General features: G+C 64.9%; 21 protein-coding genes. 10 read left to right on the forward strand and 11 right to left on the reverse strand.

What is annotated here, in order from left to right; translation table 11 throughout:
• Positions 1-27: 27 nt before the first annotated feature.
• From AC1RHV_RS23595 to AC1RHV_RS23615, 5 genes are all read left to right on the forward strand, one after another.
• Complete coding sequence (locus tag AC1RHV_RS23595; protein ID WP_492302109.1) at positions 28-2,814, forward strand: DUF4118 domain-containing protein; 2,787 nt, start codon at positions 28-30, stop codon at positions 2,812-2,814.
• Between the two features lie 12 nt (positions 2,815-2,826).
• On the forward strand, positions 2,827-3,519 hold the full coding sequence (kdpE, locus tag AC1RHV_RS23600) for a two-component system response regulator KdpE (RefSeq protein WP_054450072.1): 693 nt from the start codon (positions 2,827-2,829) through the stop codon (positions 3,517-3,519).
• A gap of 117 nt (positions 3,520-3,636) precedes the next feature.
• Positions 3,637-4,413, forward strand: coding sequence for a TorF family putative porin (locus AC1RHV_RS23605; RefSeq protein ID WP_119450770.1), 777 nt, complete (start codon positions 3,637-3,639; stop codon positions 4,411-4,413).
• Between the two features lie 177 nt (positions 4,414-4,590).
• A complete protein-coding gene (locus tag AC1RHV_RS23610) occupies positions 4,591-4,881 on the forward strand; it encodes a hypothetical protein (protein ID WP_054450069.1) in 291 nt (96 codons plus the stop codon).
• A 3-nt stretch (positions 4,882-4,884) separates the two neighbouring features.
• Positions 4,885-5,784, forward strand: coding sequence for a 4-hydroxy-tetrahydrodipicolinate synthase family protein (locus AC1RHV_RS23615; protein ID WP_119450769.1), 900 nt, complete (start codon positions 4,885-4,887; stop codon positions 5,782-5,784).
• Here the strand turns inward: AC1RHV_RS23615 and AC1RHV_RS23620 are convergent.
• Positions 5,762-7,303 (reverse strand): methyl-accepting chemotaxis protein, encoded by a 1,542-nt coding sequence (locus AC1RHV_RS23620; RefSeq protein ID WP_054450065.1) that lies wholly within the window; start codon positions 7,301-7,303, stop codon positions 5,762-5,764. The genes AC1RHV_RS23615 and AC1RHV_RS23620 overlap by 23 nt on opposite strands.
• Positions 7,304-7,514: 211 nt before the next feature.
• Positions 7,515-8,771, reverse strand: a complete 1,257-nt coding sequence (icd, locus tag AC1RHV_RS23625; RefSeq protein WP_054450062.1) for an NADP-dependent isocitrate dehydrogenase — start codon at positions 8,769-8,771, stop codon at positions 7,515-7,517.
• Between the two features lie 203 nt (positions 8,772-8,974).
• Here icd and AC1RHV_RS23630 point away from each other — a divergent pair, with 203 nt between their 5' ends.
• Positions 8,975-9,400 (forward strand): DUF1841 family protein, encoded by a 426-nt coding sequence (locus AC1RHV_RS23630; protein WP_054450061.1) that lies wholly within the window; start codon positions 8,975-8,977, stop codon positions 9,398-9,400.
• 129 nt (positions 9,401-9,529) lie between these two features.
• Here AC1RHV_RS23630 and AC1RHV_RS23635 read toward each other — a convergent pair whose 3' ends face one another.
• Positions 9,530-9,892, reverse strand: a complete 363-nt coding sequence (locus AC1RHV_RS23635) for a c-type cytochrome (protein WP_054450058.1) — start codon at positions 9,890-9,892, stop codon at positions 9,530-9,532.
• A 12-nt stretch (positions 9,893-9,904) separates the two neighbouring features.
• Complete coding sequence (locus tag AC1RHV_RS23640; RefSeq protein WP_013391872.1) at positions 9,905-10,258, reverse strand: c-type cytochrome; 354 nt, start codon at positions 10,256-10,258, stop codon at positions 9,905-9,907.
• A 176-nt stretch (positions 10,259-10,434) separates the two neighbouring features.
• Here AC1RHV_RS23640 and AC1RHV_RS23645 point away from each other — a divergent pair, with 176 nt between their 5' ends.
• Positions 10,435-11,316, forward strand: coding sequence for an AAA family ATPase (locus AC1RHV_RS23645; protein ID WP_042796600.1), 882 nt, complete (start codon positions 10,435-10,437; stop codon positions 11,314-11,316).
• A 42-nt stretch (positions 11,317-11,358) separates the two neighbouring features.
• The gene (locus AC1RHV_RS23650; protein WP_054450056.1) at positions 11,359-12,531 is read left to right on the forward strand and encodes a vWA domain-containing protein; all 1,173 of its coding nucleotides are present in this window, start codon (positions 11,359-11,361) and stop codon (positions 12,529-12,531) included.
• 9 nt (positions 12,532-12,540) lie between these two features.
• On the opposite strand, the gene AC1RHV_RS23655 is transcribed toward AC1RHV_RS23650, so the two are convergent.
• From AC1RHV_RS23655 to AC1RHV_RS23665, 3 genes are all read right to left on the reverse strand, one after another.
• Positions 12,541-13,098: a GNAT family N-acetyltransferase gene (locus AC1RHV_RS23655; RefSeq protein WP_119450767.1), complete on the reverse strand. Its 558-nt coding sequence runs from the start codon at positions 13,096-13,098 to the stop codon at positions 12,541-12,543.
• A 115-nt stretch (positions 13,099-13,213) separates the two neighbouring features.
• Entirely contained in the window at positions 13,214-13,591 is a 378-nt protein-coding gene (locus AC1RHV_RS23660) for a hypothetical protein (protein ID WP_054450052.1), read from the reverse strand.
• A 251-nt stretch (positions 13,592-13,842) separates the two neighbouring features.
• Complete coding sequence (locus AC1RHV_RS23665; RefSeq protein WP_492302111.1) at positions 13,843-14,442, reverse strand: GNAT family N-acetyltransferase; 600 nt, start codon at positions 14,440-14,442, stop codon at positions 13,843-13,845.
• A gap of 120 nt (positions 14,443-14,562) precedes the next feature.
• Here AC1RHV_RS23665 and AC1RHV_RS23670 point away from each other — a divergent pair, with 120 nt between their 5' ends.
• Both AC1RHV_RS23670 and AC1RHV_RS23675 read left to right on the forward strand, forming a co-directional pair.
• On the forward strand, positions 14,563-17,319 hold the full coding sequence (locus AC1RHV_RS23670; RefSeq protein ID WP_119450765.1) for a M16 family metallopeptidase: 2,757 nt from the start codon (positions 14,563-14,565) through the stop codon (positions 17,317-17,319).
• Positions 17,320-17,602: 283 nt separating this feature from the next.
• Positions 17,603-17,992, forward strand: a complete 390-nt coding sequence (locus AC1RHV_RS23675; protein ID WP_119450764.1) for a DUF4148 domain-containing protein — start codon at positions 17,603-17,605, stop codon at positions 17,990-17,992.
• A 295-nt stretch (positions 17,993-18,287) separates the two neighbouring features.
• Here AC1RHV_RS23675 and dnaJ read toward each other — a convergent pair whose 3' ends face one another.
• From dnaJ to grpE, 4 genes are all read right to left on the reverse strand, one after another.
• Positions 18,288-19,415 carry a molecular chaperone DnaJ gene (gene dnaJ, locus AC1RHV_RS23680; protein ID WP_059373782.1) on the reverse strand — a complete coding sequence of 376 codons (1,128 nt, stop codon included), beginning with the start codon at positions 19,413-19,415 and terminating at the stop codon, positions 18,288-18,290.
• 109 nt (positions 19,416-19,524) lie between these two features.
• On the reverse strand, positions 19,525-21,450 hold the full coding sequence (gene dnaK / locus AC1RHV_RS23685) for a molecular chaperone DnaK (protein ID WP_054450039.1): 1,926 nt from the start codon (positions 21,448-21,450) through the stop codon (positions 19,525-19,527).
• A gap of 80 nt (positions 21,451-21,530) precedes the next feature.
• A complete protein-coding gene (locus tag AC1RHV_RS23690) occupies positions 21,531-21,935 on the reverse strand; it encodes a thioredoxin family protein (RefSeq protein ID WP_054450037.1) in 405 nt (134 codons plus the stop codon).
• Between the two features lie 14 nt (positions 21,936-21,949).
• On the reverse strand, positions 21,950-22,507 hold the full coding sequence (gene grpE, locus AC1RHV_RS23695; RefSeq protein WP_492302114.1) for a nucleotide exchange factor GrpE: 558 nt from the start codon (positions 22,505-22,507) through the stop codon (positions 21,950-21,952).
• Positions 22,508-22,537: the final 30 nt, after the last annotated feature.

Raw genomic sequence — 22,537 nt, forward strand, 5'->3', positions numbered from 1 at the left:
CCGTTCCCTCACACCTACTGCGCGTTCATGGCTGATATCGCTGGCGAGCGTCCCGACCCCGACGCGCTCTTGAAGACCCTGGACGACGCCGCGCGCCAGGCGGTGCGCGGCAAGCTGCGCGTCTACTTCGGGTCGTCGGCAGGCGTGGGCAAGACCTACGCCATGCTGGAGGCGGCGCGCGCGCAGGCCGCCCAGGGCGCCAACGTGCTGGCCGGCATCGTCGAGACCCACGGCCGGCGCGAAACCGCCACGCTGCTGGAAGGCCTGCCTGTCCTGCCGCTCAAGGACGTGCCGTACCGCGACCACGTGCTGAAGGAATTTGATTTGGACGGCGCACTGGCCCGCCATCCCGACCTGGTGCTGGTGGACGAGCTGGCGCACTCGAACGCGCCAGGCTCGCGCCATGCCAAGCGCTGGCAGGACATCCAGGAACTCCTGACGGCAGGCATCGACGTCTGGACCACGCTGAACGTGCAGCACCTGGACAGCCTGAACGAAGCCGTGGGCAGCATCACCGGCGTGCGCGTCTGGGAAACCGTGCCGGACGAGGTCTTCGATGCGGCCGACGAAGTCATTCTGGTGGACCTGTCGGCCGACGAGCTGCTGCGCCGACTGAAGGAAGGCAAGGTCTATCTGCCGGAACAGGCCCGCCACGCCACCCGCAATTTCTTTCGCAAGGGCAACCTGATAGCGCTGCGCGAGCTGGCGCTGCGCCGCACCGCCGACCACGTCGACGACGACGTCCAGGCCTACCGCCGCGACCGCGCCATCGAACCCGTGTGGCGTACGCGCGAAGCCGTGGTCGCGTGTATCGGTCCGGACGTGGACGCCGAGTACGTCATCCGCAGCGCACACCGCCTGAGCCAGCAGCTGGAATGCGATCTGCACGTGGTCACCATCGACACACCGCGCGCGGCCCCGCCGCCCCAGGCCGAACAGGAGCGCATCCAGCGCAGCCTGGCCCTGGCGGATGCATTGGGCGCGCGCAGCGAAGTCCTGGCCGGCGGCGACATGGTCGACGCCGTGGTGCGCTATGTGCGCCGCCACAACATCACCAAGGCCATTATCGGCCGCACCCGCGCCAGCGGCCTGCAACGCCTGCGCCTGTCGCTGTCCGCGCTGCTGACCGCGGCCATCTCGCCGGGCTGGCTGTGGCGCCGCCACAGCTTTGCCGACATGCTGGCCGCGGGCTGCCCCGAGATCGACATCATCCGCCTGGGCGCGCCGCCACTGCCGGCCGCATCCGCGCCGGGGCGCGATCCGCTCACGCTGGGACAACGTACGCGCCAGGCCGCCGACGAGCGCAATCCGCGGCCGCTGGCGGGCTACGCCTGGGCGCTGTGCTATTGCGCCGCGGCCACCGCGCTGTCCATGCTGGCCTTCCCGGCGCTGCACCAGACCAACATCGTCATGCTGTTCCTGCTGGCGGTGGTGGCCGTTGCGCTGCGCCACGGGCGCGGACCGGCGGCGCTGGCCTCGGTCATCAGCGTAGGGCTGTTCGATTTCTTCTTCGTGCAACCGCTGGCGTCCTTCGCCGTATCGGACGTGCAGTATCTGCTGACCTTCGGCGTGCTGCTGTCGGTGGGCCTGCTGATCGGCCAGTTGACGGCCGGCCTGCGCTTGCAGGCGCAGGCTTCGGTCAAGCGCGAAGCCGATGCGCGCAGCCTCTACGAATTCGCGCGCGAATTGTCGTCCGCGCTGCTGCCCGAGCAGATCGTCACCCTGGCGGGCGCCTTCGTGCATGCCACCTTCGGTTCGCGCTGCGCGCTATACATCCTGGGCATGGACGACCGCCTGAAGCTGGCGTCTCCCGCCGCGGACGACATGCCGCCGCTGGAATCCGCGCTGGCCCAATGGGTCTACGACCACGGACAGCCGGCCGGCGCAGGCACCTCCACCCTGTCCAACAGCGAACTGCTGTACCTGCCGCTGAAGGCGCCGATGCGCACCCGCGGCGTGCTGGCGCTGGCCGCTCCGCGCCGCAGCCTGTTCCTGAATCCCGACTCGCGCCGCCAGATCGAGGCCTACGCCACCCTGATCGCCATCGCGCTGGAACGCCTGCACTACGTGGAAGTGGCGCAGCAGGCGCTGGTCAGCATGGAATCCGAAAAGCTGCGCAACTCGCTGCTGGCGGCCGTGTCGCACGATCTGCGCACCCCGCTGACCAGCCTGGTCGGCATGACGGACACGCTGATGCGCCAGCAGGCGACGCTGCCGCCCGACATCCACGACACCGTCCGCGCCATGCGCGACCAGGCCCAGCGCATGCACGCGCTGGTGGTCAATCTGCTGGACATGGCGCGGCTGCAGAACCGCGACACGCCGCTGCGCCTGGAATGGCAATCCATCGAAGAACTGGTCGGCGCCTCGCTTGCCGCCATGCGCGAACCGCTGGCCGCACACCGCGTCACCGTGGACAGCCTGTCGCATCTGCCGCTGGTGGAATGCGACGGCGTACTGATCGAACGCGTGCTCTGCAATCTGCTGGAGAACGCGGCCAAGTACACGCCTGCCGGCAGCGCCCTGCGTCTGCATGCGGACGTACACGAGGGCGAACTGCGCGTGGCGGTCAGCGACAACGGCCCGGGCGTGCCGCCGGGCGCTGAGCGCCGCATCTTCGAAAAATTCACGCGCGGCGACCGCGAGTCCGCCACCCCGGGCGTCGGCCTGGGCCTGGCCGTGTGCGAGGCCATCATCGCCGCCCACCATGGGAAAATCTGGGTCGAACACGCGCCGGGCCAGGAATCCGGCGCCCAGTTCGTCTTTACGCTGCCCCTGGGCGCGCCGCCTCCGATCCAATCCGAAACCCCTTGAACGCCGCAACGCATGTTCGATTACCAGCCTACCGTCCTGATCATTGAAGACGACGCCAACATCCGGCGCTTCGTGCGCCAGGCCCTGGAAAGCGAGGGCTGCGTCGTCCACGAAGCCGAAACCGTCAAGCGCGGCCTGATCGAAGCCGGCACCCGGCAGCCCGACGCGGTGGTGCTGGACCTGGGCCTGCCCGACGAAGACGGCATGATCCTGATCCGAGAACTGCGCGGCTGGACCGAGGTGCCGGTACTGGTGCTGTCCGCCCGCAGCGCCGAGGCCGACAAGGTCGCCGCGCTGGACGCCGGGGCCGATGACTACCTCACCAAGCCGTTCGGCGTCAGTGAACTGCTGGCGCGCCTGCGCGTGCTGCTGCGGCGGCACGCAAGAGGCGGCGCGGGCAATGCTTCCGAGATCAGCTTCGGCGACGTGCGCGTGGACTTCGCCAAACGCGTGGTGGAGCGCAGCGGCCAGCACGTGCACCTGACTGCGATGGAATACCGCCTGCTGGCGGCGCTGCTGGCGCATCGCGGCAAGGTCATGACGCACCGCGAACTGCTGCGCGAGGTGTGGGGTCCGTCGCACGTGGAAAGCAACCACTACCTGCGCATCTACATGGGCCATCTGCGCCAGAAGCTGGAAGCGGATCCCGCCCAGCCGGTTTACCTGCTCACCGAGATCGGCGTGGGCTACCGCTTCGCCGGCTGAGGCGCGCGCCCCGGACGCGCATTGACGCCGCGTTTACGCGCAACCCGCAAGTCTTGTCTCGGCCTTTACGCGCTTGCTCCTATTGTTGCGGTCCCATCCAACAGTAGGAGCAATTCCATGCCCCGCCACACCTTGGCCGCGCTCGCGCTGCTGACCCTGGCCGCCTCGCAAGCCGGCAACGCACTGGCCGCCGACGCGCCCGCCGACGCAGCGCCTGCCGCGTCCGACCTCACGTTGACGGCCAACGTCACCCTGGCCAGCCAATACCGCTATCGCGGCCTGATGCAAAGCAATAACAAGCCGGCCATCCAGGGCGGATTCGACCTGGCCCACTCCAGCGGCTTTTACCTGGGCAACTGGAACTCCAGCATCAGCTGGCTCGACGACAGCAACAGCGACGTGTCCGCGCCCGTGGAAATGGACTTCTACGGCGGCTACAAGGGCAATCTCGCGCAGGACGTGCCCGTCGACCTGGGCGTCCTGCAGTACTACTACCCTGGCGACTATCCGTCCGGCTACACCAGTCCCGACACCACCGAGCTGTATGCCGGCATCGGCTATGGACCTCTGATGTTCAAGTACTCCCTCTCCCTGACCAACCTGTTCGGCTTCGCCGACAGCAAGCACAGCCAGTACTTCGACCTGTCCGGCAACTTCGATACGGGCGTCTGGGGCCTGACCGTCAACGCGCACGTCGGCCGGCAACTGGTGCGCAACGTCGACAACGGCAACTACACGGACTGGAAGCTGGGGCTGACGAAGGACTTCGGCCGGGGCCTGTCGGTCTCGTTGGCCTATCTGGACACCAACGCGGACCGCGCCGTCTACACCAATACGCGCGGCCGCGACATGGGCCGCGCAACGGGCTTGCTGTCGCTGACCAAGACGTTCTGAGCGCCCCGGACGTTGACGCGTTTTTTACGCGCTGCGTCCGCTTTTATCGGCAGGATTTACGGCGCGCTTCCTATAGTGGAACCGTCATTAACCAACCGGATCCCCGGAACGCCGCAAGCGGCGCCTCCGGTCCCGCTACCCGCCATGATCCCCCGACTTCAAGCCTGCCTCGCCCCCATGTCCGACATCCTGCCCGCGCAGCGTACGCACGCCCGCGTCGAACGAGTCGCGCTGACCATCAGGATAGACACGCTGGACGCACTGAACGTGCGGCTGGCGCTGCATCGCGCATTGGGCGAACGCATCGGCGTCTACGTGCTGTCGGTGGATCACGTCCATGCGCAAAGCGTGCTGCAACTGCAGTGCGAACGCGGACAGCTGGATGCGCTGATGCACGCGGTGATGTCGGGCCTGCCCCGCGCCGAGTTCGGTCCGGTGCTTCCCGCATACGCGATGACGGGGCAGTAAGCCATGGACACGCCACGCAAGACCGCGTTTGAAGGCATCTGGCTGCCCATGGTCACGCCGATGCGCGGCGGCTATGTGGACCTGGACGCCGCGCAGGCGCTGGCCCGCTATTACCGCAACGCGGGTATCGCCGGCCTGGTGCTGTTTGGCTCCACCGGCGAGGGCAATCTGCTGAGCGTGCCGGAAAAGGTCGACATGATAGAAGCCATATCGAGCGATCCGCACGCGCTGCCGCTGGTGTTCGGCGCGGGCGGCGTGGACACGCGCGGCGTCGCAACCGCCATCCGGCGCCTCGACAAGTACCAGCCGGCCGGCTACCTGGTGCCGCCGCCTTACTACCTGGGCCCTTCGCAGGCCGGCATCCTGTGGCACTACCGCCAGATTGCCTGGGCCACGCAGCGGCCCATCATCCTGTACAACATCCCCAAGCGCACCGGCGTCACCATGACGGTCGAAACCATGGAAGCGCTGGCCGCGCTGCCCAACTTCAGCGCCGTCAAGGAATGCAATCCCGCGGTACTGGCGGCCTTGAACCGGCGCGGCACGCTGACGCCGCTATGCGGGGAAGATATGGCCCTGCTGGACCACTTCCTGGCCGGCGGCCTCGGCGCCATCCCGGCCGCCGCGCATGTCTATCCCGAGCGCTATGTCGAGGTCATGCAGCTGGCCCGCGACGGCCACGCGGAGGCCGCGCGCGAACTCTTCGAGCCCCTGCGCGGCCTGATCCGCCTGCTGTTTACCGAACCCAATCCTGCTCCGATCAAGCGCGCCCTCTCGATGCAGGGCCTGATCACCGATGAGCTTCGCATGCCCATGACCAGCGCCAGCCGAGAGCTTGGGCAGCGCCTGCAGCGGGCCATGAACGTGGTGCAGGGCTCGCCTAGGCGGCTGCAGACAGCCTGAAGACGGACACCGCATTCGCCAGCTCGGCCGCCTGATCGCGCAGCGCGCCAGCCGATGCGGCGAACTCTTCCACCAGCGCGGCGTTCTGCTGCGTCACGCCGTCCAGATGCGTCACGGCCTGATTGATCTGTTCGATGCCCACGCTCTGCTCGGCCGAGGCCGTGGCAATCTCCCCCATCAGCGGCGCGCTGGTGGCGGCGGACTCCAGCACGTTGCCCATCGTCGCGCTGGCCTGCTCGACGCGCTGGCTGCCACGAGCCACCGAATCCGCCGACGCTTCGATCAGCGTCTTGATCTCCTTGGCGGCGGTGGCCGAGCGCTGAGCCAGCGCGCGCACCTCGCCCGCCACCACGGCAAAGCCCCGGCCCTGTTCTCCGGCCCGCGCCGCTTCCACCGCGGCGTTCAGCGCCAGGATGTTGGTCTGGAACGCGATCTCGTCTATCAGCCGGATGATCTCGTCGATGCGCTGCGAGCTATGCGAAATCTCGCGCATGGCGTCGATGGCGTGCTGCGTTTCATCGCTACCCTGCCTGGCCAGTTGCGCTGCCTGACCGGCCAGCGCGCTGACCTCACGCACATGTTGCGCGCTCTGCTGCGCGGTCGCGGTGATCTGCTCCACGCTGGCGGCGGTCTGCTCCAGCGCGGCGGCCTGCTTCTCGGTGCGGTCCGACAGGTCCATGCTGCCCGCCGCGATCTGCCGCGAGGCCGCGGCAATGGAAGCCGTGGAATGCACAATGCTGCGCACCGCCCCGTCCAGGCGTTGCTGCATCCGCGCCAGGGCGTCGAACAGGCGGCCGATCTCGCCGCGCTGATTGCGCGGCACGCTGCCCGACAAGTCGCCATTGGCCACGCGCTCGCACACCACCACCGCCTGGTCCAGCGGGCCGAGGATATGCGTGCGGAAAAAGCGCAGCGCCGCCGCCAATAGCAACACCAGAAGGCCCAGCGTCACTCCGCCTTGCCGCCACAAAGTGCCGTAGAACGCCTGATCGACGTCATCCACGTACAGGCCCGTGAACAACAACCAGCCCCAGTCGGCGTCGTAGGTGGCATAGCTGATCTTGGGCAGCGCCCGATCCGTTCCCGGCCGCGGGAACTGGTAGCGCGTATAGCCGCCGCCCGCCTTGCCTTGGGCATAGAGGTTTTCGAAGATCGGCTGTCCGGCGCTGTCCTTGACGGCCCGGACGTTGGTGCCGACCAGCTTGGGATCGGGATGCACCAGCAGGTCGTAGCCGTCGCCGAAGGCGCCCACATAGCCGTCCTCGCCATAACGCAGTTGCGCCAATCGGCGCGCCACATTGCGCTTGGCCTCGTCCAGGGGCATGCCCTCGCGCACGCTTTGCTTGCCATTGCGCACGATGCCGGACGCCAGATCGAGGACGTGGCGCAGCTCGCTCCTGCGCTCGGCCACCATCTCAGCGCGGCGCTCCCAGGCGTCCCAGGCGCCCAGGGCCAGCACGACAGCGCCGACCGCGAACACAAACCACAGCAGTTCCCTGCGCAAGCTGGAATTCTTCATAGTCCTCTCATCCTTCTTCACCCGCCCAATGAAACCAATCAAGGCAGAATGTGACGGTTTATGTATGTATTCCGTCAGAATAAGGGACAGCACCAGGGTTTTCACCAAGACTGCAGAGGGCGTTTGATTTAACGCAAGGCCCATAAAAAAAACGCAAGGCGCGCTTGCCTTGCGTTTTTTCATGGAGGCGGCTTTTGAGCCGCACTGTCGATTACATGTTTTCGATCATCACCTGGCCAAAGCCCGAGCACGACACCTGGGTCGCGCCTTCCAGCAGACGCGCGAAGTCGTACGTGACCTTCTTGGACAGGATGGATTTTTCCATGCTGGAGATGATCAGGTCGGCGGCTTCGGTCCAGCCCATGTGGCGCAGCATCATTTCGGCCGACAGGATTTCGGAACCGGGGTTCACGTAGTCCTTGCCTGCGTACTTCGGCGCAGTGCCGTGGGTAGCTTCGAACATGGCCACCGAATCAGACAGGTTGGCGCCCGGGGCGATGCCGATGCCGCCCACTTGCGCGGCCAGCGCGTCCGAGATGTAGTCGCCGTTCAGGTTCAGGGTGGCGATCACGTCGTATTCGGCCGGGCGCAGCAGGATCTGCTGCAGGAACGCGTCAGCAATCACGTCCTTGACGATGACCTCGCGGCCCGTCTTCGGATTCTTGAACTTGCACCACGGGCCGCCGTCGATCAGCGTCGCGCCGAATTCCTTCTGCAGCAGCGCGTAGCCCCAGTCGCGGAAGCCGCCTTCCGTGAACTTCATGATGTTGCCCTTGTGCACCAGGGTCAGCGACGTACGGTCATTGTCGATGACGTACTGCGCGGCCTTGCGCACCAGGCGCTCGGTGCCTTCGCGCGACACCGGCTTGATGCCGATGGACGAAGTGTTCGGGAAACGGATCTTCTTCACGCCGAGCTTGGTCTGCAGGAACTGGATCAGCTCCTTGGCCTGCTCGCTTTCGGCCATGTATTCGATGCCGGCGTAGATGTCTTCCGAGTTCTCGCGGAAGATCACCATGTTGGTCTTTTCGGGTTCGCGCACCGGCGAGGGCACGCCCTTGAAGTACGCCACCGGGCGCAGGCAGACGTACAGGTCCAGCTGCTGGCGCAGGGCCACGTTCAGCGAACGGATGCCGCCACCCACCGGCGTGGTCAGCGGGCCCTTGATCGACACCACGTAGTCCTTGACGACGTCCAGGGTCTCGTCGGGCAGCCACACGTCGGGGCCGTAGACCTTGGTGGCCTTCTCGCCGGCATAGACTTCCATCCAGTGGATCTTGCGCTTGCCGCCATAGGCCTTCTGCACCGCCGCGTCGACGACCTTGATCATCACCGGGGTGATGTCGGCGCCCGTGCCGTCGCCCTCGATGTAGGGGACGATGGGCTGATCGGGCACATTCAGCGAGAAATCAGCGTTGACCGTGATCTTCTGGCCGCCAGCGGGAACCTTGATATGTTGGTAGGACATGAATGCTCCATTTGCTCCGAGTGGTTTTTCTGCACGCGCCGGCATCGGGAAGCGTCCGTTCCGGCGGGGAAGATCGCCCACGGGAACCGCGCACTGGATGGCCGATAGCAACCAATTCTATATCGCAAAGGGGCCAGCGGGCCTGACGGCCCGCGCGCGGCGGTAAAATAATGCATCACCAGCCCGCTTTTCAGCCCCATCAGATGTTCAATCCCTCACGCGACCAAGTCCGCGAATTCTTCATCGAAACCTGGCGCAAGCATCGCGCCTCCGAAGTGCTGACACCGCTCGAGGCCATCGCGCTGGACTGGATCATCGAACATCCCGAATACCACGGCGACCTGGAAAACCCCGAGGCCATGACGGCCGAATACTCGGTGGAAAAGGGGCGCACCAATCCCTTTCTGCACCTGTCCATGCATCTGGCCATTGCAGAGCAGCTGTCCATCGACCATCCGCCGGGAATCCGGCAGGCCTACCAGCAGCTGGTGTCGCGCGGCGACGCGCACCAGGCCGCGCATGAAATCATGGAATGCCTGGGGCAGGTGGTGTGGGAAGCGCAGCGCCTGGGCACGCCGCTGGACAGCGACACCTATATCGACCTGATCCGCCAGCGCGCCAGCCGCTGAGCACCGCCCCCACGCTGCGCCTTCGGCTTGCTGCCCCCCGAGGGGGCTTTTTTTCCTTGGGACGGCCCGGCGGAAAAAGAAAAGCCCTCGACCGAGGGCTTTCTTGTTTACGGAACGGATCCGGACGGCTTACCTGCGCACGCCCAGGTCGCTCGGCTGCGCCGACAGCCATGCCGCCACGTTGGAGATGTCCTGGTCGGACAGCTGCGTCGCGAAAGCGCCCATGATGGGGTTCTTGCGCACGTTGGCCGTGGCCGCGCTGCCGGACGCGCCGCGCTTGTAGGCCTTCAGGGCGTGAACCAGGTAGTCCGCGTGCTGGCCAGCCAGCGTCGGATAGGCCGGATCCACGGCCGTCTTGGCGTCGGCGCCGTGGCAGGAAGCGCAGTTGAATTTGTCGAAGACGGCCTTGCCGGCCGCCAGGTCCTGCGCCTGGGCGGCAACGCCCGTCATGGCCAGGGTCGCGCCCGCAAGGGCAAGCATGTAGCGATTCATGTGTTTGCCCCCTTACTTGAGATTCGAGTAGTACGCGGCCAGATCGGCGATGTCCTGGTCGGACAGGCTGCCGGCAATGGCGTCCATCGTGGGATGGCTGCGCGCGCCTTTCTTGTACTCGTTGAGGGCGGTTTCGATGTACTTGGCGTTCTGCCCAGCGATCATCGGCACGTGGTACAGCTCGGGAAACGTTGCCTTGTAGCCTTCGATGCCGTGGCAACCGATGCACATGGAAACCTTGTCGCGGGCGTTCTGGACATTACCGACCACTGCTGCGTCTGCAGCAACAGACTGGCCGGCGATCGCACAGGATGCCATCGCGGCCAACACGGATACCGTGTACTTCAGAGAGGTTCGCAACTTCATTGGAATGGCTCTTCTTGGTATGGCTAAGGACTAGGGCCTGCTCACACGAAAAGGCCCTCGGCAAACACGTTGCGGGTCGAACCCAAAGCAAAACCGCCTGATTGTACGATAATTGCTCAGGATTAATACCTTTACCATGGTATTGATCACCGTCAAATCTCAGAAGCCATCAGACCATGTCCGCAGCCCAGTCCGCTACTTCCGCCTCGCCAGACCGCTTCGACGGGACCGACAACTATGTCGCCACCGATGACCTGAAACTCGCCGTCAATGCCGCCCTCACCTTGCAGCGTCCGCTGCTGATCAAGGGCGAACCCGGCACCGGCAAGACCATGCTGGCCGAGGAAGTGGCGCGTGCGCTGGGACGGCCGCTGTTGCAGTGGCACATCAAGTCGACCACCAAGGCCCATCAGGGCCTGTATGAATACGACGCGGTGTCGCGCCTGCGCGACTCGCAGCTGGGCGACGAAAAGGTCCGCGACATTCGCAACTACATCGTGCAGGGCACGCTGTGGCAGGCCTTCCAGTCGCCTGAGCCGGTGGTGCTGCTGATCGACGAGATCGACAAGGCCGACATCGAATTCCCCAACGATCTGCTGCGCGAACTGGACCGCATGGAATTCCACGTGTACGAAACGCGCGAGACCATCTCCGCGCGGCACCGTCCGCTGGTCATCATCACGTCCAACAACGAAAAGGACCTGCCCGACGCTTTCCTGCGCCGCTGCTTCTTCCACTACATCCGTTTCCCCGACCGCGAAACCATGCGCGACATCGTGGCCGTGCACTACCCGCACCTGAAGCAGGACGTGCTGCGCGCGGCGCTGGACACCTTCTTCGCGCTGCGCGACGCGCCGGGCCTGAAGAAAAAACCGTCCACCTCCGAACTGCTGGATTGGTTGCGCCTGTTGCTGGCCGAGGGTTCGACCGCCGCCGAGATCGACGCGCACACGGCCACGGCCGTGCCGCTGATGGCCGGCGCGCTGCTCAAGAACGAGCAGGACGTGCACCTGCTGGAACGCCTGGCGGCCATGACGCGCGGCGGCCAGCGCCGCTGATCCGCCAGCAACGACCCGCCAGCAACTACCGGCAGCCCGCAAATGCTGATCGACTTCTTCTATCACCTCCGGGCGCATAAGCTGCCCGTCTCGGTCAAGGAATACCTGACCCTGGTGGACGCCCTGCGCCAGGATCTCATGGCGCCCACGCTGGACGAGTTCTACTTCCTGGCGCGCGCCACGCTGGTCAAGGACGAGGCGCTCTACGACCGCTACGACAAGGCTTTCGGCGCCTACTACAAGGGCATCGCGGCCGCCCTGCCCCCAGGCAAGGAAATCCCGCTGGACTGGCTCATCAAGCAGTTCGAAAAAAGCCTGAGCCCGGAAGAAAAAGCCGCAATCGAAAAGCACGGCTGGGACAAGCTGATGGAGCTCTTCAAGGAGCGCCTGGAAGAGCAGAAGGAACGCCACGCCGGCGGCAGCAAATGGATCGGCACCGGCGGCACCTCGCCTTTCGGCAATGGCGGCTACCACCCCGAAGGCATACGCGTGGGCGGCGACTCTGCCGGCAACCGCAGCGCGGTCAAGGTCTGGGACATGCGCCAGTTCAAGGACTACGACGATCAGGTCGAGCTGGGCACGCGCAACTTCAAGGTGGCGCTGCGCCGCCTGCGGCGCTTCGCAAGGCAAGGCGCCGAAATGGAACTGGACCTGGACGACACCATCGCCAGCACCGCGCGCAATGCCGGCCATCTGGACCTGCGCATGGTCCCCGAACGCCACAACACCGTGAAGGTGCTGATGCTGCTGGACGTGGGCGGCAGCATGGACGACCACATCGGACGCGTCGAGGAATTGTTCTCGGCGGCGCGCAGCGAATTCCGCAACCTGGAGGTCTACTACTTCCACAACTGCCCGTACGAAAGCCTGTGGCAAAGCAACCGCCGGCGCCAGAACGAACGCTTCGACACCTGGGACGTGCTGCGCAAGTACAACCCGGATTGGCGCCTGATCATCGTCGGCGACGCCACCATGAGCCCCTACGAAATCCTGCAGCCGGGCGGCTCCGTCGAGCACTACAACAAGGAGCCCGGCGCCGAATGGATGCGCCGCCTGCTGGACGCCTGGCCCAAATCGGTCTGGCTCAATCCCGAGCCCACCGCGTCCTGGCAATACCGCCAGTCCATCGCGCTGATGCGCGACATCATGCAGGGCCGCATGTACCCGGTGACGGTCGCCGGCCTGGAACAGGCCATGCGTGTGCTATCGAAGTAGGACTGCCGGTCACCCGTCGACCGGCTTTTCAGGCGTATCCAGCGTCAGCTGATAGAACGCCAGATCCAGCCAGCGTCCGAACTTGAAGCCTGCCTCGCGGATGGTGCCTGCATGCGTGAAGCCCAGCTTCTCGTGCAGGCGGATGCTGCCCTGATTGCTCGCGTCGATGCCGCCGACCAGCACGTGCACTTGATTGGCGCGCGCCCGCTGGATCAGCTCGCGCATCAGCGCCTCGCCCAAGCCCAGTCCGCGAAAACGTCCGTCCACGTACACGGAATGCTCCACCGAGTACTTGAAGGCCGGCCAGGCGCGGAAGGTGCCGTAGCTGGCGAAGGCCATCAGTTCGCCGTCGGCATTCTCGTACCCAAGCACCGGAAAACCGCCCTGCTGCTTGGTCTGGAACCAGCCCAGCATCGCCTCGCGCGGCCGCGGCTTGTAGTCGTACAGCGCGGTGGAATTGACGATGGCGTCGTTGAATATGGCCAGTATCTGGTCGGCATGGCGCTCATGCGTGCAATCGACCAGGGTTGCGCCATCCGGCGCGCGGGTTTCGGCGTGCGTAGTCATGGCGCAAATTGTAGCGACCCGCAAGGCCTTGCGGCGATTCGGCTTTCGGCCGCTACAGGCAAAAAAAACCGGCGGAGCCGCCGGTTCAATTGGATCTTGCCGCTTCTGGCCACTCTCAGGCGGCGCGGCTCTCAGCAGATCGGGCGGCGGGCGGCTCGCCACGCAAGCCAGGGCAGTTGCGCCATGCAAGCTCATCCGCATCCATGTCCAGGTCGAACAGATCGTTGGCGGCGGGCCAGGGATGGCTGCGCGCCGCCGCGCCTTCCATTTCCAGCACGTGCCCGGCGAAGCCCCGTGGCGAGCCGCCGCACTCCGCGAAATATCGTTGTGTGCTCAAGTCCACCACATAGGTGGTCATGTCATGGGTCAATATGGCCACGAATTGGCCGTCATCACTGGCATAGGCGTACTGAAACTGTCCTTTGATCCCGTCGCCGCTCAATGGGCTGCCGGTCAATTGGGACAAGGCACGCGTGACGATCTCGGTCAGCATGGGTCGTTCCTCCGGTAAGTGCGCCGGCACAATGCCGGCGGCGAAGGCGCGAACGACAAGCACCGGCGCCGGGCAGAAAACGGCGTCTGGCGTTGGACGGGAAACCTGTGGGCGGGCTGTCGCGCATCCCGTCTGCAACTGGGTACTGCGTCTTGAAAAGCTTACACCCGCGGGCCGGGACAGCTCAAATCAGCCCCGTCATTTCGTCATATTGCGCCGCAACATCACAGCCGGACGCCCCTCCTGGACCCTTATGCCGCCGCAACTGGCACGGCTGCTTCACCTGTGTCACCAATTTGCCGCAATCGCCAGTCCTCACGCCCAATGCGGTACAGCACATGTCGACACAGCGGATGCCCCTGTGGAACGGCGGGATGGTCGAAACCTTCCGGATCCTCCCTCATGCCCAAGCGGTCCATCACCGCGCGCGAACGCTGGTTGCCCGTGGCCGTGAAGGCCACGATCTCATCCAGTCCCACCTGCTCGAACCCCGCGCGCAAGGCCGCCTCGGCGGCTTCGCTGGCGTAGCCCTTGCCCCAGTGCCGCTGCGCCAGGCGCCAGCCTATCTCCACGCCTGGCGCGAACGGCAGGGTGGGCGCCAGCGGCTTGATGCCGACAAAACCGATGAAGGGCGCCACGCCTGGCGCCTCCACGGCCCAGAAGCCCCAGCCGTGCTCGTCGATGCCGGCGGCCAGCCGGTCGGCAAGCGCATCGCTTTCCTGTGCATTCAGCGCCAGCAGGTACTCGGCGACGCGGGGGTCCTGGTTCAGCGCCGCGAAAGGTTCACGGTCGGCGGCGCGCCATTGGCGCAGCACCAGGCGCGGCGTTTCGACTTCCAGGGATAGAGACATGAGGACTTCCTTGCTTGCGGTCCCGGGCCGCGCGCCGCGGACAACGCCGCGCCGCGCCCCTGAACCATTGCCAACGTATACACTCCAACGGATTCTGCCATGCCAAAGGAATTGTCTGCCATGCGCCTGTCCCTGTCGAAGCTGCCGCGCCCGCTGAGCGTGCTGCTGTTTTCCTCCTTCCTGGCCTTTCAGGCCGGCGCCGCCAGCCTGCCGGCGGGCGTCTCGGAGGCCGCCTCGATCGAAGGCATCACCGAATACCGCCTGGCCAACGGCCTGAGGGTGCTGCTGGTTCCCGATGAATCCAAGCCGTCCACCACCGTCAACATGACCTACCTGGTGGGCTCGCGCAACGAGAACTACGGCCAGACAGGCATGGCTCACCTGCTGGAGCACATGCTGTTCAAGGGCACCTCGACCACCCGCAACGCCATGGGCGAGTTCTCGCGCCGCGGCTTGCAGGCCAATGGTTCGACCTCCAGCGACCGCACCAACTACTTCGCCAGCTTCGCCGCCAACCCCGACACGCTCAAGTGGTACCTGGGCTGGCAGGCCGACGCCATGGTCAATTCCCTGATCGCCAAGGAAGACCTGGACTCGGAAATGACCGTAGTCCGCAACGAAATGGAAAGCGGCGAAAACAGCCCCTTCCGCATCCTGATGCAGAAGATGCAGGCCGCGGCCTTCCAGTGGCACAGCTACGGCAAGAACACCATCGGCGCCCGTTCCGACGTCGAGAACGTGGACATCGGCCAGTTGCGCGCCTTCTATCACGAGTACTACCAGCCCGATAACGCCGTGCTGATCGTGGCGGGCAAGTTCGACCCGCAGGCAACCCTGGCCGACATCGAGGAAACGCTGGGCAAGCTGCCCAAGCCCGAGCGCAAGCTCCCGCCCGAATACACGGTGGAACCCGTGCAGGACGGTGAACGTTCCGTAACCCTGCGCCGCACGGGCGGCACGCCGCTGGTCGCGGCCATGTACCACATTCCTGCCGCCGGCAGCGCCGACTTCGTGCCGCTGGACCTGGCCGCCACCATCCTGGCCGACACGCCCTCCGGCCGTCTCTACCATGCCTTGGTCCCGACCAAGCTGGCCTCGGGCGTGTTCGGCTTCACCATGGAAAACCTGGATCCGGGCCTGGCGATGTTCGCCGCCCAACTGACGCCGGGCAAGAGCCTGGACGCCGCCATGAAGGCGCTGACCGGCACGCTGGAGACCCTGGACAAGAAGCCCTTCACACAGCAGGAGCTGGACCGCGCCCGCAGCAAATGGCTGACTGCCTGGGAACAGACCTATAGCGATCCCGAACAGGTCGGCGTGGCGCTGTCCGAGGCCATCGCCGCCGGCGACTGGCGCCTGTTCTTCCTGCAGCGCGACCGCGCCCGCAAGGCCACGCTGGCCGAAGTGCAGCGCGCCGCGACCACCTACCTGGTCCAAAGCAACAGCATCGAAGGCCGCTACATCCCCACCGAGAAGCCCGTGCGCGCGCCGCAAGAACAACGGGTGGACCTGACGGCCGTCTTCAAGGACTACAAGGGCGATCCGGACTTCAAGGCCGCATCGGCCTTCGACCCCACGCCCGAGAACATCGACAAGCTGACGCAGCGCAAGAAGCTGGACCTGCCCAACGGCTCCGTGCAGTTGGCGCTGCTGCCCAAGGCCACGCGCGGCAACCGGGTGCAGGCGCAGATGCTGATCCAGTTCGGCAACGAAAAAGACCTGCTCGGCCAACGCGTGAATTCCAGCGCCGTGGCCGACCTGCTGACCCGCGGCACGGCCAAGCTGTCGCGCCAGGACATCCAGGACCGCCTGGACAAGCTGCAGGCCGAACTCGGCTTCAGCGGCGGCGGCACCACGCTCAAGATCGCCATGTCGACCAAGGGCGAAAACCTGCCCGAACTCACCGCGCTGGCATTGGACATCGTCCGCAACGCCAACTTCCCCAAGGAGCAACTGGAGGAATATCAGCGCCAGCTCGAAACCTCGATCCAGAACGCCATGACCGAACCGTCGGCACTGGCCGGACGCGCGCTGGCCCGCCAGGACAATCCGTGGCCCGCCAATGACCTGCGCTACGTGCCGACCTTCGAGGAATCGCTGGCCGGCGTGCGCGCCCTGAACCGCGACGCCCTGGTCAAGTTCCATTCCAAGTTCTACGGCGCCGGCAACATCGAGTACTCGGCGGTGGGCGATTTCGAGCCCGCAGCCGTGGAAAAGGCGCTCAAGACCGGTTTGGCCGGCTGGAAAAAGGCTCCTGGCTACACGCGCGTGCCCAATCCGTACCGCGACATTCCCGCCAAGCAGTTCGACATCGACACGCCCGACAAGGCCAATGCGTTCTACATTTCGCGCATGCCGCTGAAGCTGCAGGACACGGACGCGGACTACGCCGCGCTGTACCTGGCCAACTACCTGTTCGGCGCCTCCGAAACCTCGCGCCTGTGGAACCGCGTACGCGAAACCGACGGCCTCTCGTACAACGTGCGCAGCTCGCTGTCGGTCTCGTCGTTCGAGCCCTCCGCCAGCTGGACCATGTACGCCATCTACGCGCCGCAAAACCGCGAGCGCCTGGAAAAGGCCATCGGCGAAGAACTGGCGCGCGTGCTGAAGGACGGCTTCACGGACAAGGAAATCTCGGACGGCATCACGGCCCTGCTGAACTACCGCAATCTGGCCCGCGCCCAGGACGACGTCCTGGCCAGCACCTGGCTGGATTACATGCAGCGCGGCCGCACCTTCGCCTGGTCGGCCGACATGGACAAGAAGATCTCCGCGCTGACGGCCGATTCGGTCAATGCGGCTTTGCGCAAGTATCTGCGCGCGGACGGTTTCAGCACCGCGGTTGCCGGCGACTTCAAGAAGAAGCCGGCGCCCTGACCAGGCCCGCCTCGCCCAAGCCCCGCTGCGGCGGGGCTTTTTTTGGCTTTCCGGCGCTGGTCAGCTCACCAAAATTCACCAGAACGCCCCCCGACTATGCCAAAAATGGATGAAATCATAAAATCGAACGTGATTACTCGATTATTTGGAAAGATGTTTTCAAGAAATACGGGTTTATCCCAGGTGGGATAACGAGCACAATTCAGTCATCGGGAACACACAACGAACCACGACGGAGGGCCGCCGGATTCGGTCCCCAACCAAGACGAATTGGAGGTCTACCATGAAAACCCTAACCACCACCCTGCTGCTATCCCTGGCCCTGGTTGGCGTTGGCGCCCAAGCCGCCGGCGTTGAACAAGCCAAGAGCAGCGCCCAGGTCGCCACTGAACTGCAGCAAGCCAAGATCAGCGGCCAGTACACCTTCGGAGAGCTGGACTATCCGCCCGCCCTGCCCCAGACCACCAGCCTGAGCTCGCAGGAAGTGCAAGCCCAGCTGCAACAAGCCAAGGTCAGCGGCCAGTACACCTTCGGTGAACTGGAATACCCGGCGGCGGTATCCGCCCCCGCCAGCGCCAAGACCAGCGCTGAAGTCCAGCAGGAACTGGCGCAAGCCAAGGCCAGCGGCCAATACACGTTCGGCGAACTCGAGTACCCGCCGATCACCCGGTGAGCTGCTTGCTGTGGCCCGGCCGGCCTCGGACGGCATCATGGTTTGAGGCCGGTTTTTATCGGCGACAGCGGCGGTCGAAGTAGCAGTAGAAGTAGCAGTAGCTGTGAAAGTAGCAGTAGAAGCTGAAGTTGAAGTTGCAGTCGATACAGCAGTTGCAGTACTCGCAGTAGCAGTAGCACTGGACCGCGGCGCAAGCCGCGGTCTTTTCATATGCGCGCTGCCCCCGCCCCCACGCCCTCGCCGGGCAAAAAAAAGCCGCGATCATGATCGCGGCTTTTTGCATGCCTCAGCCAATTCAGCTGAAGAATTCCTTCACCCGGTCGGTCCAGGACTTGCTTTGCGGCGAATGGCGGTCGCCGCCATCGTTCAGCGAAGCCTCGAACTGGCGCAGGATGTTCTTCTGGTCGTCGCTCAGGCGCACGGGCGTTTCCACCACTACATGGCAGTACAGATCGCCCGGGTAGCTGCCGCGCACGCCGCGGATGCCCTTGCCGCGCAAGCGGAAGGTCTTGCCCGACTGCGTGCCTTCGGGGATCGAGATTTCGGCCTTGCCGCCCAGCGTCGGTACCTGAAGCTCGCCGCCCAGCGCCGCCGACGTGAACGGAATGGTCAGTTCGCAATGCAGGTCGTCGCCGTCGCGCTGGAAGATCTTGTGCTGCTTGATGTGGATTTCCACATACAGATCGCCCGGAGGACCGCCGTTGATGCCCGGTTCGCCGTTGCCGCTGGAGCGGATGCGCATGCCGTCATCGATGCCGGCCGGAATCTTGACCTGCAGCGTCTTGTTGCGGCGGATGCGGCCCACGCCGTCGCAGGCGGGGCAGGGATCGGTGATTTCCTTGCCGTTGCCGTGGCAGGTCGGGCAGGTCTGCTGCACGCTGAAGAAACCCTGCTGCATGCGCACGGCGCCCGAGCCGCCGCAGGTGCGGCAGGTCTTGGGCGAGGTACCGGCCTTGGCGCCGGAACCGTGGCAGGTGTCGCAGTTTTCCCAGCTGGGCACGCGGATCTCGGTGTCGAAACCGGCCGCGGCCTGCTCCAGCGTGATTTCCAGCGCGTACTTCAGGTCGGCGCCGCGGTAAACCTGCGGGCCGCCGCCACGACGGCCACCGCCGCCGCCGCCGAAGATTTCGCCGAAGATGTCGCCGAACGCATCGGCGAAACCGCCGCCCATGCCGCCGCCCATGCCGGCGGAGTTGGGGTCCACGCCCGCGTGGCCGTAGCGGTCGTAGGCGGCGCGCTTCTGATCGTCACCCAGGACCTCGTAGGCTTCCTTGGCTTCCTTGAACTTCTCTTCGGCTTCTTTGCTGTCCGGATTGCGGTCCGGATGGTACTTCATGGCCAGCTTTCGATAGGCCTTCTTGAGGTCGTCGTCCGAGGCGTTCTTCGCTACGCCCAAGACTTCGTAATAGTCACGTTTTGCCATGATCCGTGGGCTCGAAAACGAGCCTTCTTTTCAGTGCTACAGAATGAGTACGCCCGGTAGGCGGATTTCTCCGGCTACCGGGCGGCAGAGGCAGGTCAGCGCCCGGCCATTATTGGTCGCGCTTGACTTCCTTGAAGTCGGCGTCGACGACATTGTCGTCCACCGGCTTCGCGTTGTCGGCCGCTTGCTGCTGGCCGGCGGCTTGCTGCGCCTGCATGTCGGCGTACATCTTTTCGCCCAGCTTCTGCGAAACCGTCGACAGGGCTTCCACCTTGGCGTCGATCGCGGCCTTGTCGCCGTCCTTCAGCGTGTCTTCCAGTTCCTTGATGGCGGCTTCGATGCCTTCCTTTTCGGAAGCCTCGAGCTTGTCGCCATATTCGGTCAGCGACTTGCGGGTGGCATGCACCAGCGCGTCGGCCTGGTTACGCGACTGGGCCAGTTCGGCAACGCGGTGATCTTCCTCGGCATTGGCCTCGGCATCCTTGACCATGCGCTGGATCTCGTCTTCCGACAGACCCGAGTTGGCCTTGATGGTGATCTTGTTTTCCTTGCCGGTGCCCTTGTCCTTGGCGGACACGTGCAGGATGCCGTTGGCGTCGATGTCGAAGGTGACTTCGATCTGCGGCATGCCGCGGGGCGACGGCGGGATCCCTTCGAGGTTGAACTCGCCCAGGGCCTTGTTGCCCGCAGCGATTTCGCGCTCGCCCTGGAACACCTTGATCGTCACGGCCGGCTGGTTGTCGTCAGCGGTCGAGAAGGTCTGCGAGAACCGGGTCGGAATGGTCGTGTTCTTCTGGATCATCTTGGTCATCACGCCGCCCAGGGTTTCGATGCCCAGGGACAGGGGGGTGACGTCCAGCAGCAGCACGTCCTTGCGGTCGCCCGACAGCACGGAACCTTGAATGGCGGCGCCAGCGGCGACGGCTTCATCGGGGTTCACGTCCTTGCGCGGATCCTTGCCGAAGAATTCCTTCACCTTTTCCTGGACCTTGGGCATGCGGGTCATGCCGCCGACCAGGATCACGTCGTCGATGTCGGAAACCTTCACGCCGGCGTCCTTGATGGCCACGCGGCAGGGCTCGATCGTGCGTTCGATCAGTTCTTCGACCAGCGCTTCCAGCTTGGCGCGCGTGATCTTCAGGTTCAAGTGCTTCGGGCCCGAGGCATCCGCCGTGATGTACGGCAGGTTGATTTCGGTCTGTTGCGCCGAGGACAGCTCGATCTTGGCCTTTTCGGCCGCTTCCTTCAGGCGTTGCAGGGCCAGCACGTCCTTGGACAGGTCAACGCCTTGCTCCTTCTTGAACTCGGCAATGATGTAGTCGATGATGCGCTGGTCGAAGTCTTCGCCGCCCAGGAAGGTGTCGCCGTTGGTCGACAGCACTTCGAACTGCTTTTCGCCGTCCACATCGGCGATTTCGATGATGGACACGTCGAACGTGCCGCCGCCCAGGTCATAGACGGCGATCTTGCGGTCGCCCTTTTCGGTCTTGTCCAGGCCGAACGCCAGCGCGGCAGCGGTGGGTTCGTTGATGATGCGCTTGACTTCCAGACCGGCGATGCGGCCAGCGTCCTTGGTGGCCTGGCGTTGGCTGTCGTTGAAGTAGGCGGGCACGGTAATGACGGCCTCGGTCACTTCTTCGCCCAGGTAGTCCTCGGCGGTCTTCTTCATCTTGCGCAGCACGTCGGCCGACACTTGGGGAGGCGCCATCTTCTTGCCGCGCACTTCCACCCAGGCGTCGCCGTTGTCGGCCTTGACGATGGCATAGGGCATCAGGTTGATGTCCTTCTGCACCGCCTTCTCTTCGAACTTGCGGCCGATCAGGCGCTTCACCGCATACAGGGTGTTGCGCGGGTTGGTCACGGCCTGGCGCTTGGCCGGCGCGCCGACCAGGGTTTCGCCATCGTCCATGTAGGCGACGATGGAGGGGGTGGTGCGAGCGCCTTCCGCGTTTTCAATGATTTTGACCTGCCCGCCGTCCATGACAGCCACGCAGCTGTTGGTCGTGCCCAGGTCAATGCCAATAATCTTGCTCATGGTCGGTTACCTTGATTGAATCTATGAAAATAGGGAGAAACTTCTTGTCCCCACATAACTGGGGCTGCCCGCAGGGTTTTTCAAGACGCCTGGCCGGAATTTTCTACAGCCGTTTCCTGCAGGCGGCGCATGGCCGCGGTGAACTGCGGCAGGCCGGGCCAGCCGGTGACGCGGCCCAGCCGCTTGCCAGCGCGGTACAGCACAAAAGTGGGGACACCATGCAGCGAGAAGCGCCTTCCCAGCGCTTCGTCCGCGTAGACGTCGGCTTCGAACCAGGTCAGCCCCAGCTCCAGCAGCGCGTCCCGGTGCAGCAAGGCGGTCTGCTTGAAAATATTGCAGTTATAGCAATCCTGTCCCCAGAGGAACACGCAGCGCAGATCCGTCCCCGGCGCCTGCACCACCGCCGCGTCGAATCCCTCGGTGTCGACGTGCCGCATGCCGAACACCTGGAATATCTGGGCGGGGTCGAACCGGGGATCCGTCATGGCGCGCCGCCTGCTCAGCCCTGGCCGGCGGACACCACGACCAGCGCGGGGCGCAAGGTCCGGTCGGCGATGGCGTAGCCCTTTTGCAGCAGCTGGACCACGGTATTGGCGGGCTGCTCGGCGGGGATGGACGAAATGGCCTGGTGCAGGTGCGGGTCGAACTTGTCGCCCTGTGCCGGCACGATTTCCTTGAGCAGATTGCGCTCGAAGGCGGCCGTCAGCTGCTTGAGGGTCACTTGGACGCCTTCGCTCAGGGTTTCAACGGTTTGCTCAGGCTGGGCCAGCGCTGCTTCCAGGCTGTCCTTGACCGGGACCAGGCTTTCCGCGAACGACTCGATGCCGAACTTGCGCGCCTTGGACACGTCTTCCTGTGCACGGCGGCGCACGTTCTCGGCTTCGGCCCGGATGCGCAAAAGCTGGTCCTGCTGCTCATTGACGGTAGCCTGGGCGGCGTCCAGCTGGGCGCGCAACTCGTTCAGCTCGGCCTGCACGGCGTCCTCGGCGGCGGAGGCCGCATCGGCGTTCTGGCCGACTTCGGGCGTCTGATCTACAGGCTCGTTGGGTGCCGTCATGGGGAATCCTCCAAAAAGTATGGCTTTCGC

Source organism: Achromobacter sp. GW823-FHT04E03 (genome assembly GCF_058796095.1).

Bases quoted from the DNA above. Each gene is read 5' to 3' on its own strand.
- AC1RHV_RS23655 (WP_119450767.1), bottom strand. From the start codon at position 13,098: ATGACTACGCACGCCGAAACCCGCGCGCCGGATGGCGCAACCCTGGTC.
- AC1RHV_RS23595 (WP_492302109.1), top strand. From the start codon at position 28: ATGGCTGATATCGCTGGCGAGCGTCCCGACCCCGACGCGCTCTTGAAG.
- AC1RHV_RS23610 (WP_054450069.1), top strand. From the start codon at position 4,591: ATGTCCGACATCCTGCCCGCGCAGCGTACGCACGCCCGCGTCGAACGA.
- AC1RHV_RS23675 (WP_119450764.1), top strand. From the start codon at position 17,603: ATGAAAACCCTAACCACCACCCTGCTGCTATCCCTGGCCCTGGTTGGC.
- AC1RHV_RS23660 (WP_054450052.1), bottom strand. From the start codon at position 13,591: ATGCTGACCGAGATCGTCACGCGTGCCTTGTCCCAATTGACCGGCAGC.
- icd (WP_054450062.1), bottom strand. From the start codon at position 8,771: ATGTCCTACCAACATATCAAGGTTCCCGCTGGCGGCCAGAAGATCACG.
- AC1RHV_RS23690 (WP_054450037.1), bottom strand. From the start codon at position 21,935: ATGACGGATCCCCGGTTCGACCCCGCCCAGATATTCCAGGTGTTCGGC.
- dnaJ (WP_059373782.1), bottom strand. From the start codon at position 19,415: ATGGCAAAACGTGACTATTACGAAGTCTTGGGCGTAGCGAAGAACGCC.
- AC1RHV_RS23635 (WP_054450058.1), bottom strand. From the start codon at position 9,892: ATGAATCGCTACATGCTTGCCCTTGCGGGCGCGACCCTGGCCATGACG.
- AC1RHV_RS23640 (WP_013391872.1), bottom strand. From the start codon at position 10,258: ATGAAGTTGCGAACCTCTCTGAAGTACACGGTATCCGTGTTGGCCGCG.
- AC1RHV_RS23650 (WP_054450056.1), top strand. From the start codon at position 11,359: ATGCTGATCGACTTCTTCTATCACCTCCGGGCGCATAAGCTGCCCGTC.
- kdpE (WP_054450072.1), top strand. From the start codon at position 2,827: ATGTTCGATTACCAGCCTACCGTCCTGATCATTGAAGACGACGCCAAC.
- AC1RHV_RS23670 (WP_119450765.1), top strand. From the start codon at position 14,563: ATGCGCCTGTCCCTGTCGAAGCTGCCGCGCCCGCTGAGCGTGCTGCTG.
- grpE (WP_492302114.1), bottom strand. From the start codon at position 22,507: ATGACGGCACCCAACGAGCCTGTAGATCAGACGCCCGAAGTCGGCCAG.
- AC1RHV_RS23615 (WP_119450769.1), top strand. From the start codon at position 4,885: ATGGACACGCCACGCAAGACCGCGTTTGAAGGCATCTGGCTGCCCATG.
- dnaK (WP_054450039.1), bottom strand. From the start codon at position 21,450: ATGAGCAAGATTATTGGCATTGACCTGGGCACGACCAACAGCTGCGTG.
- AC1RHV_RS23645 (WP_042796600.1), top strand. From the start codon at position 10,435: ATGTCCGCAGCCCAGTCCGCTACTTCCGCCTCGCCAGACCGCTTCGAC.
- AC1RHV_RS23605 (WP_119450770.1), top strand. From the start codon at position 3,637: ATGCCCCGCCACACCTTGGCCGCGCTCGCGCTGCTGACCCTGGCCGCC.
- AC1RHV_RS23620 (WP_054450065.1), bottom strand. From the start codon at position 7,303: ATGAAGAATTCCAGCTTGCGCAGGGAACTGCTGTGGTTTGTGTTCGCG.
- AC1RHV_RS23630 (WP_054450061.1), top strand. From the start codon at position 8,975: ATGTTCAATCCCTCACGCGACCAAGTCCGCGAATTCTTCATCGAAACC.
- AC1RHV_RS23665 (WP_492302111.1), bottom strand. From the start codon at position 14,442: ATGTCTCTATCCCTGGAAGTCGAAACGCCGCGCCTGGTGCTGCGCCAA.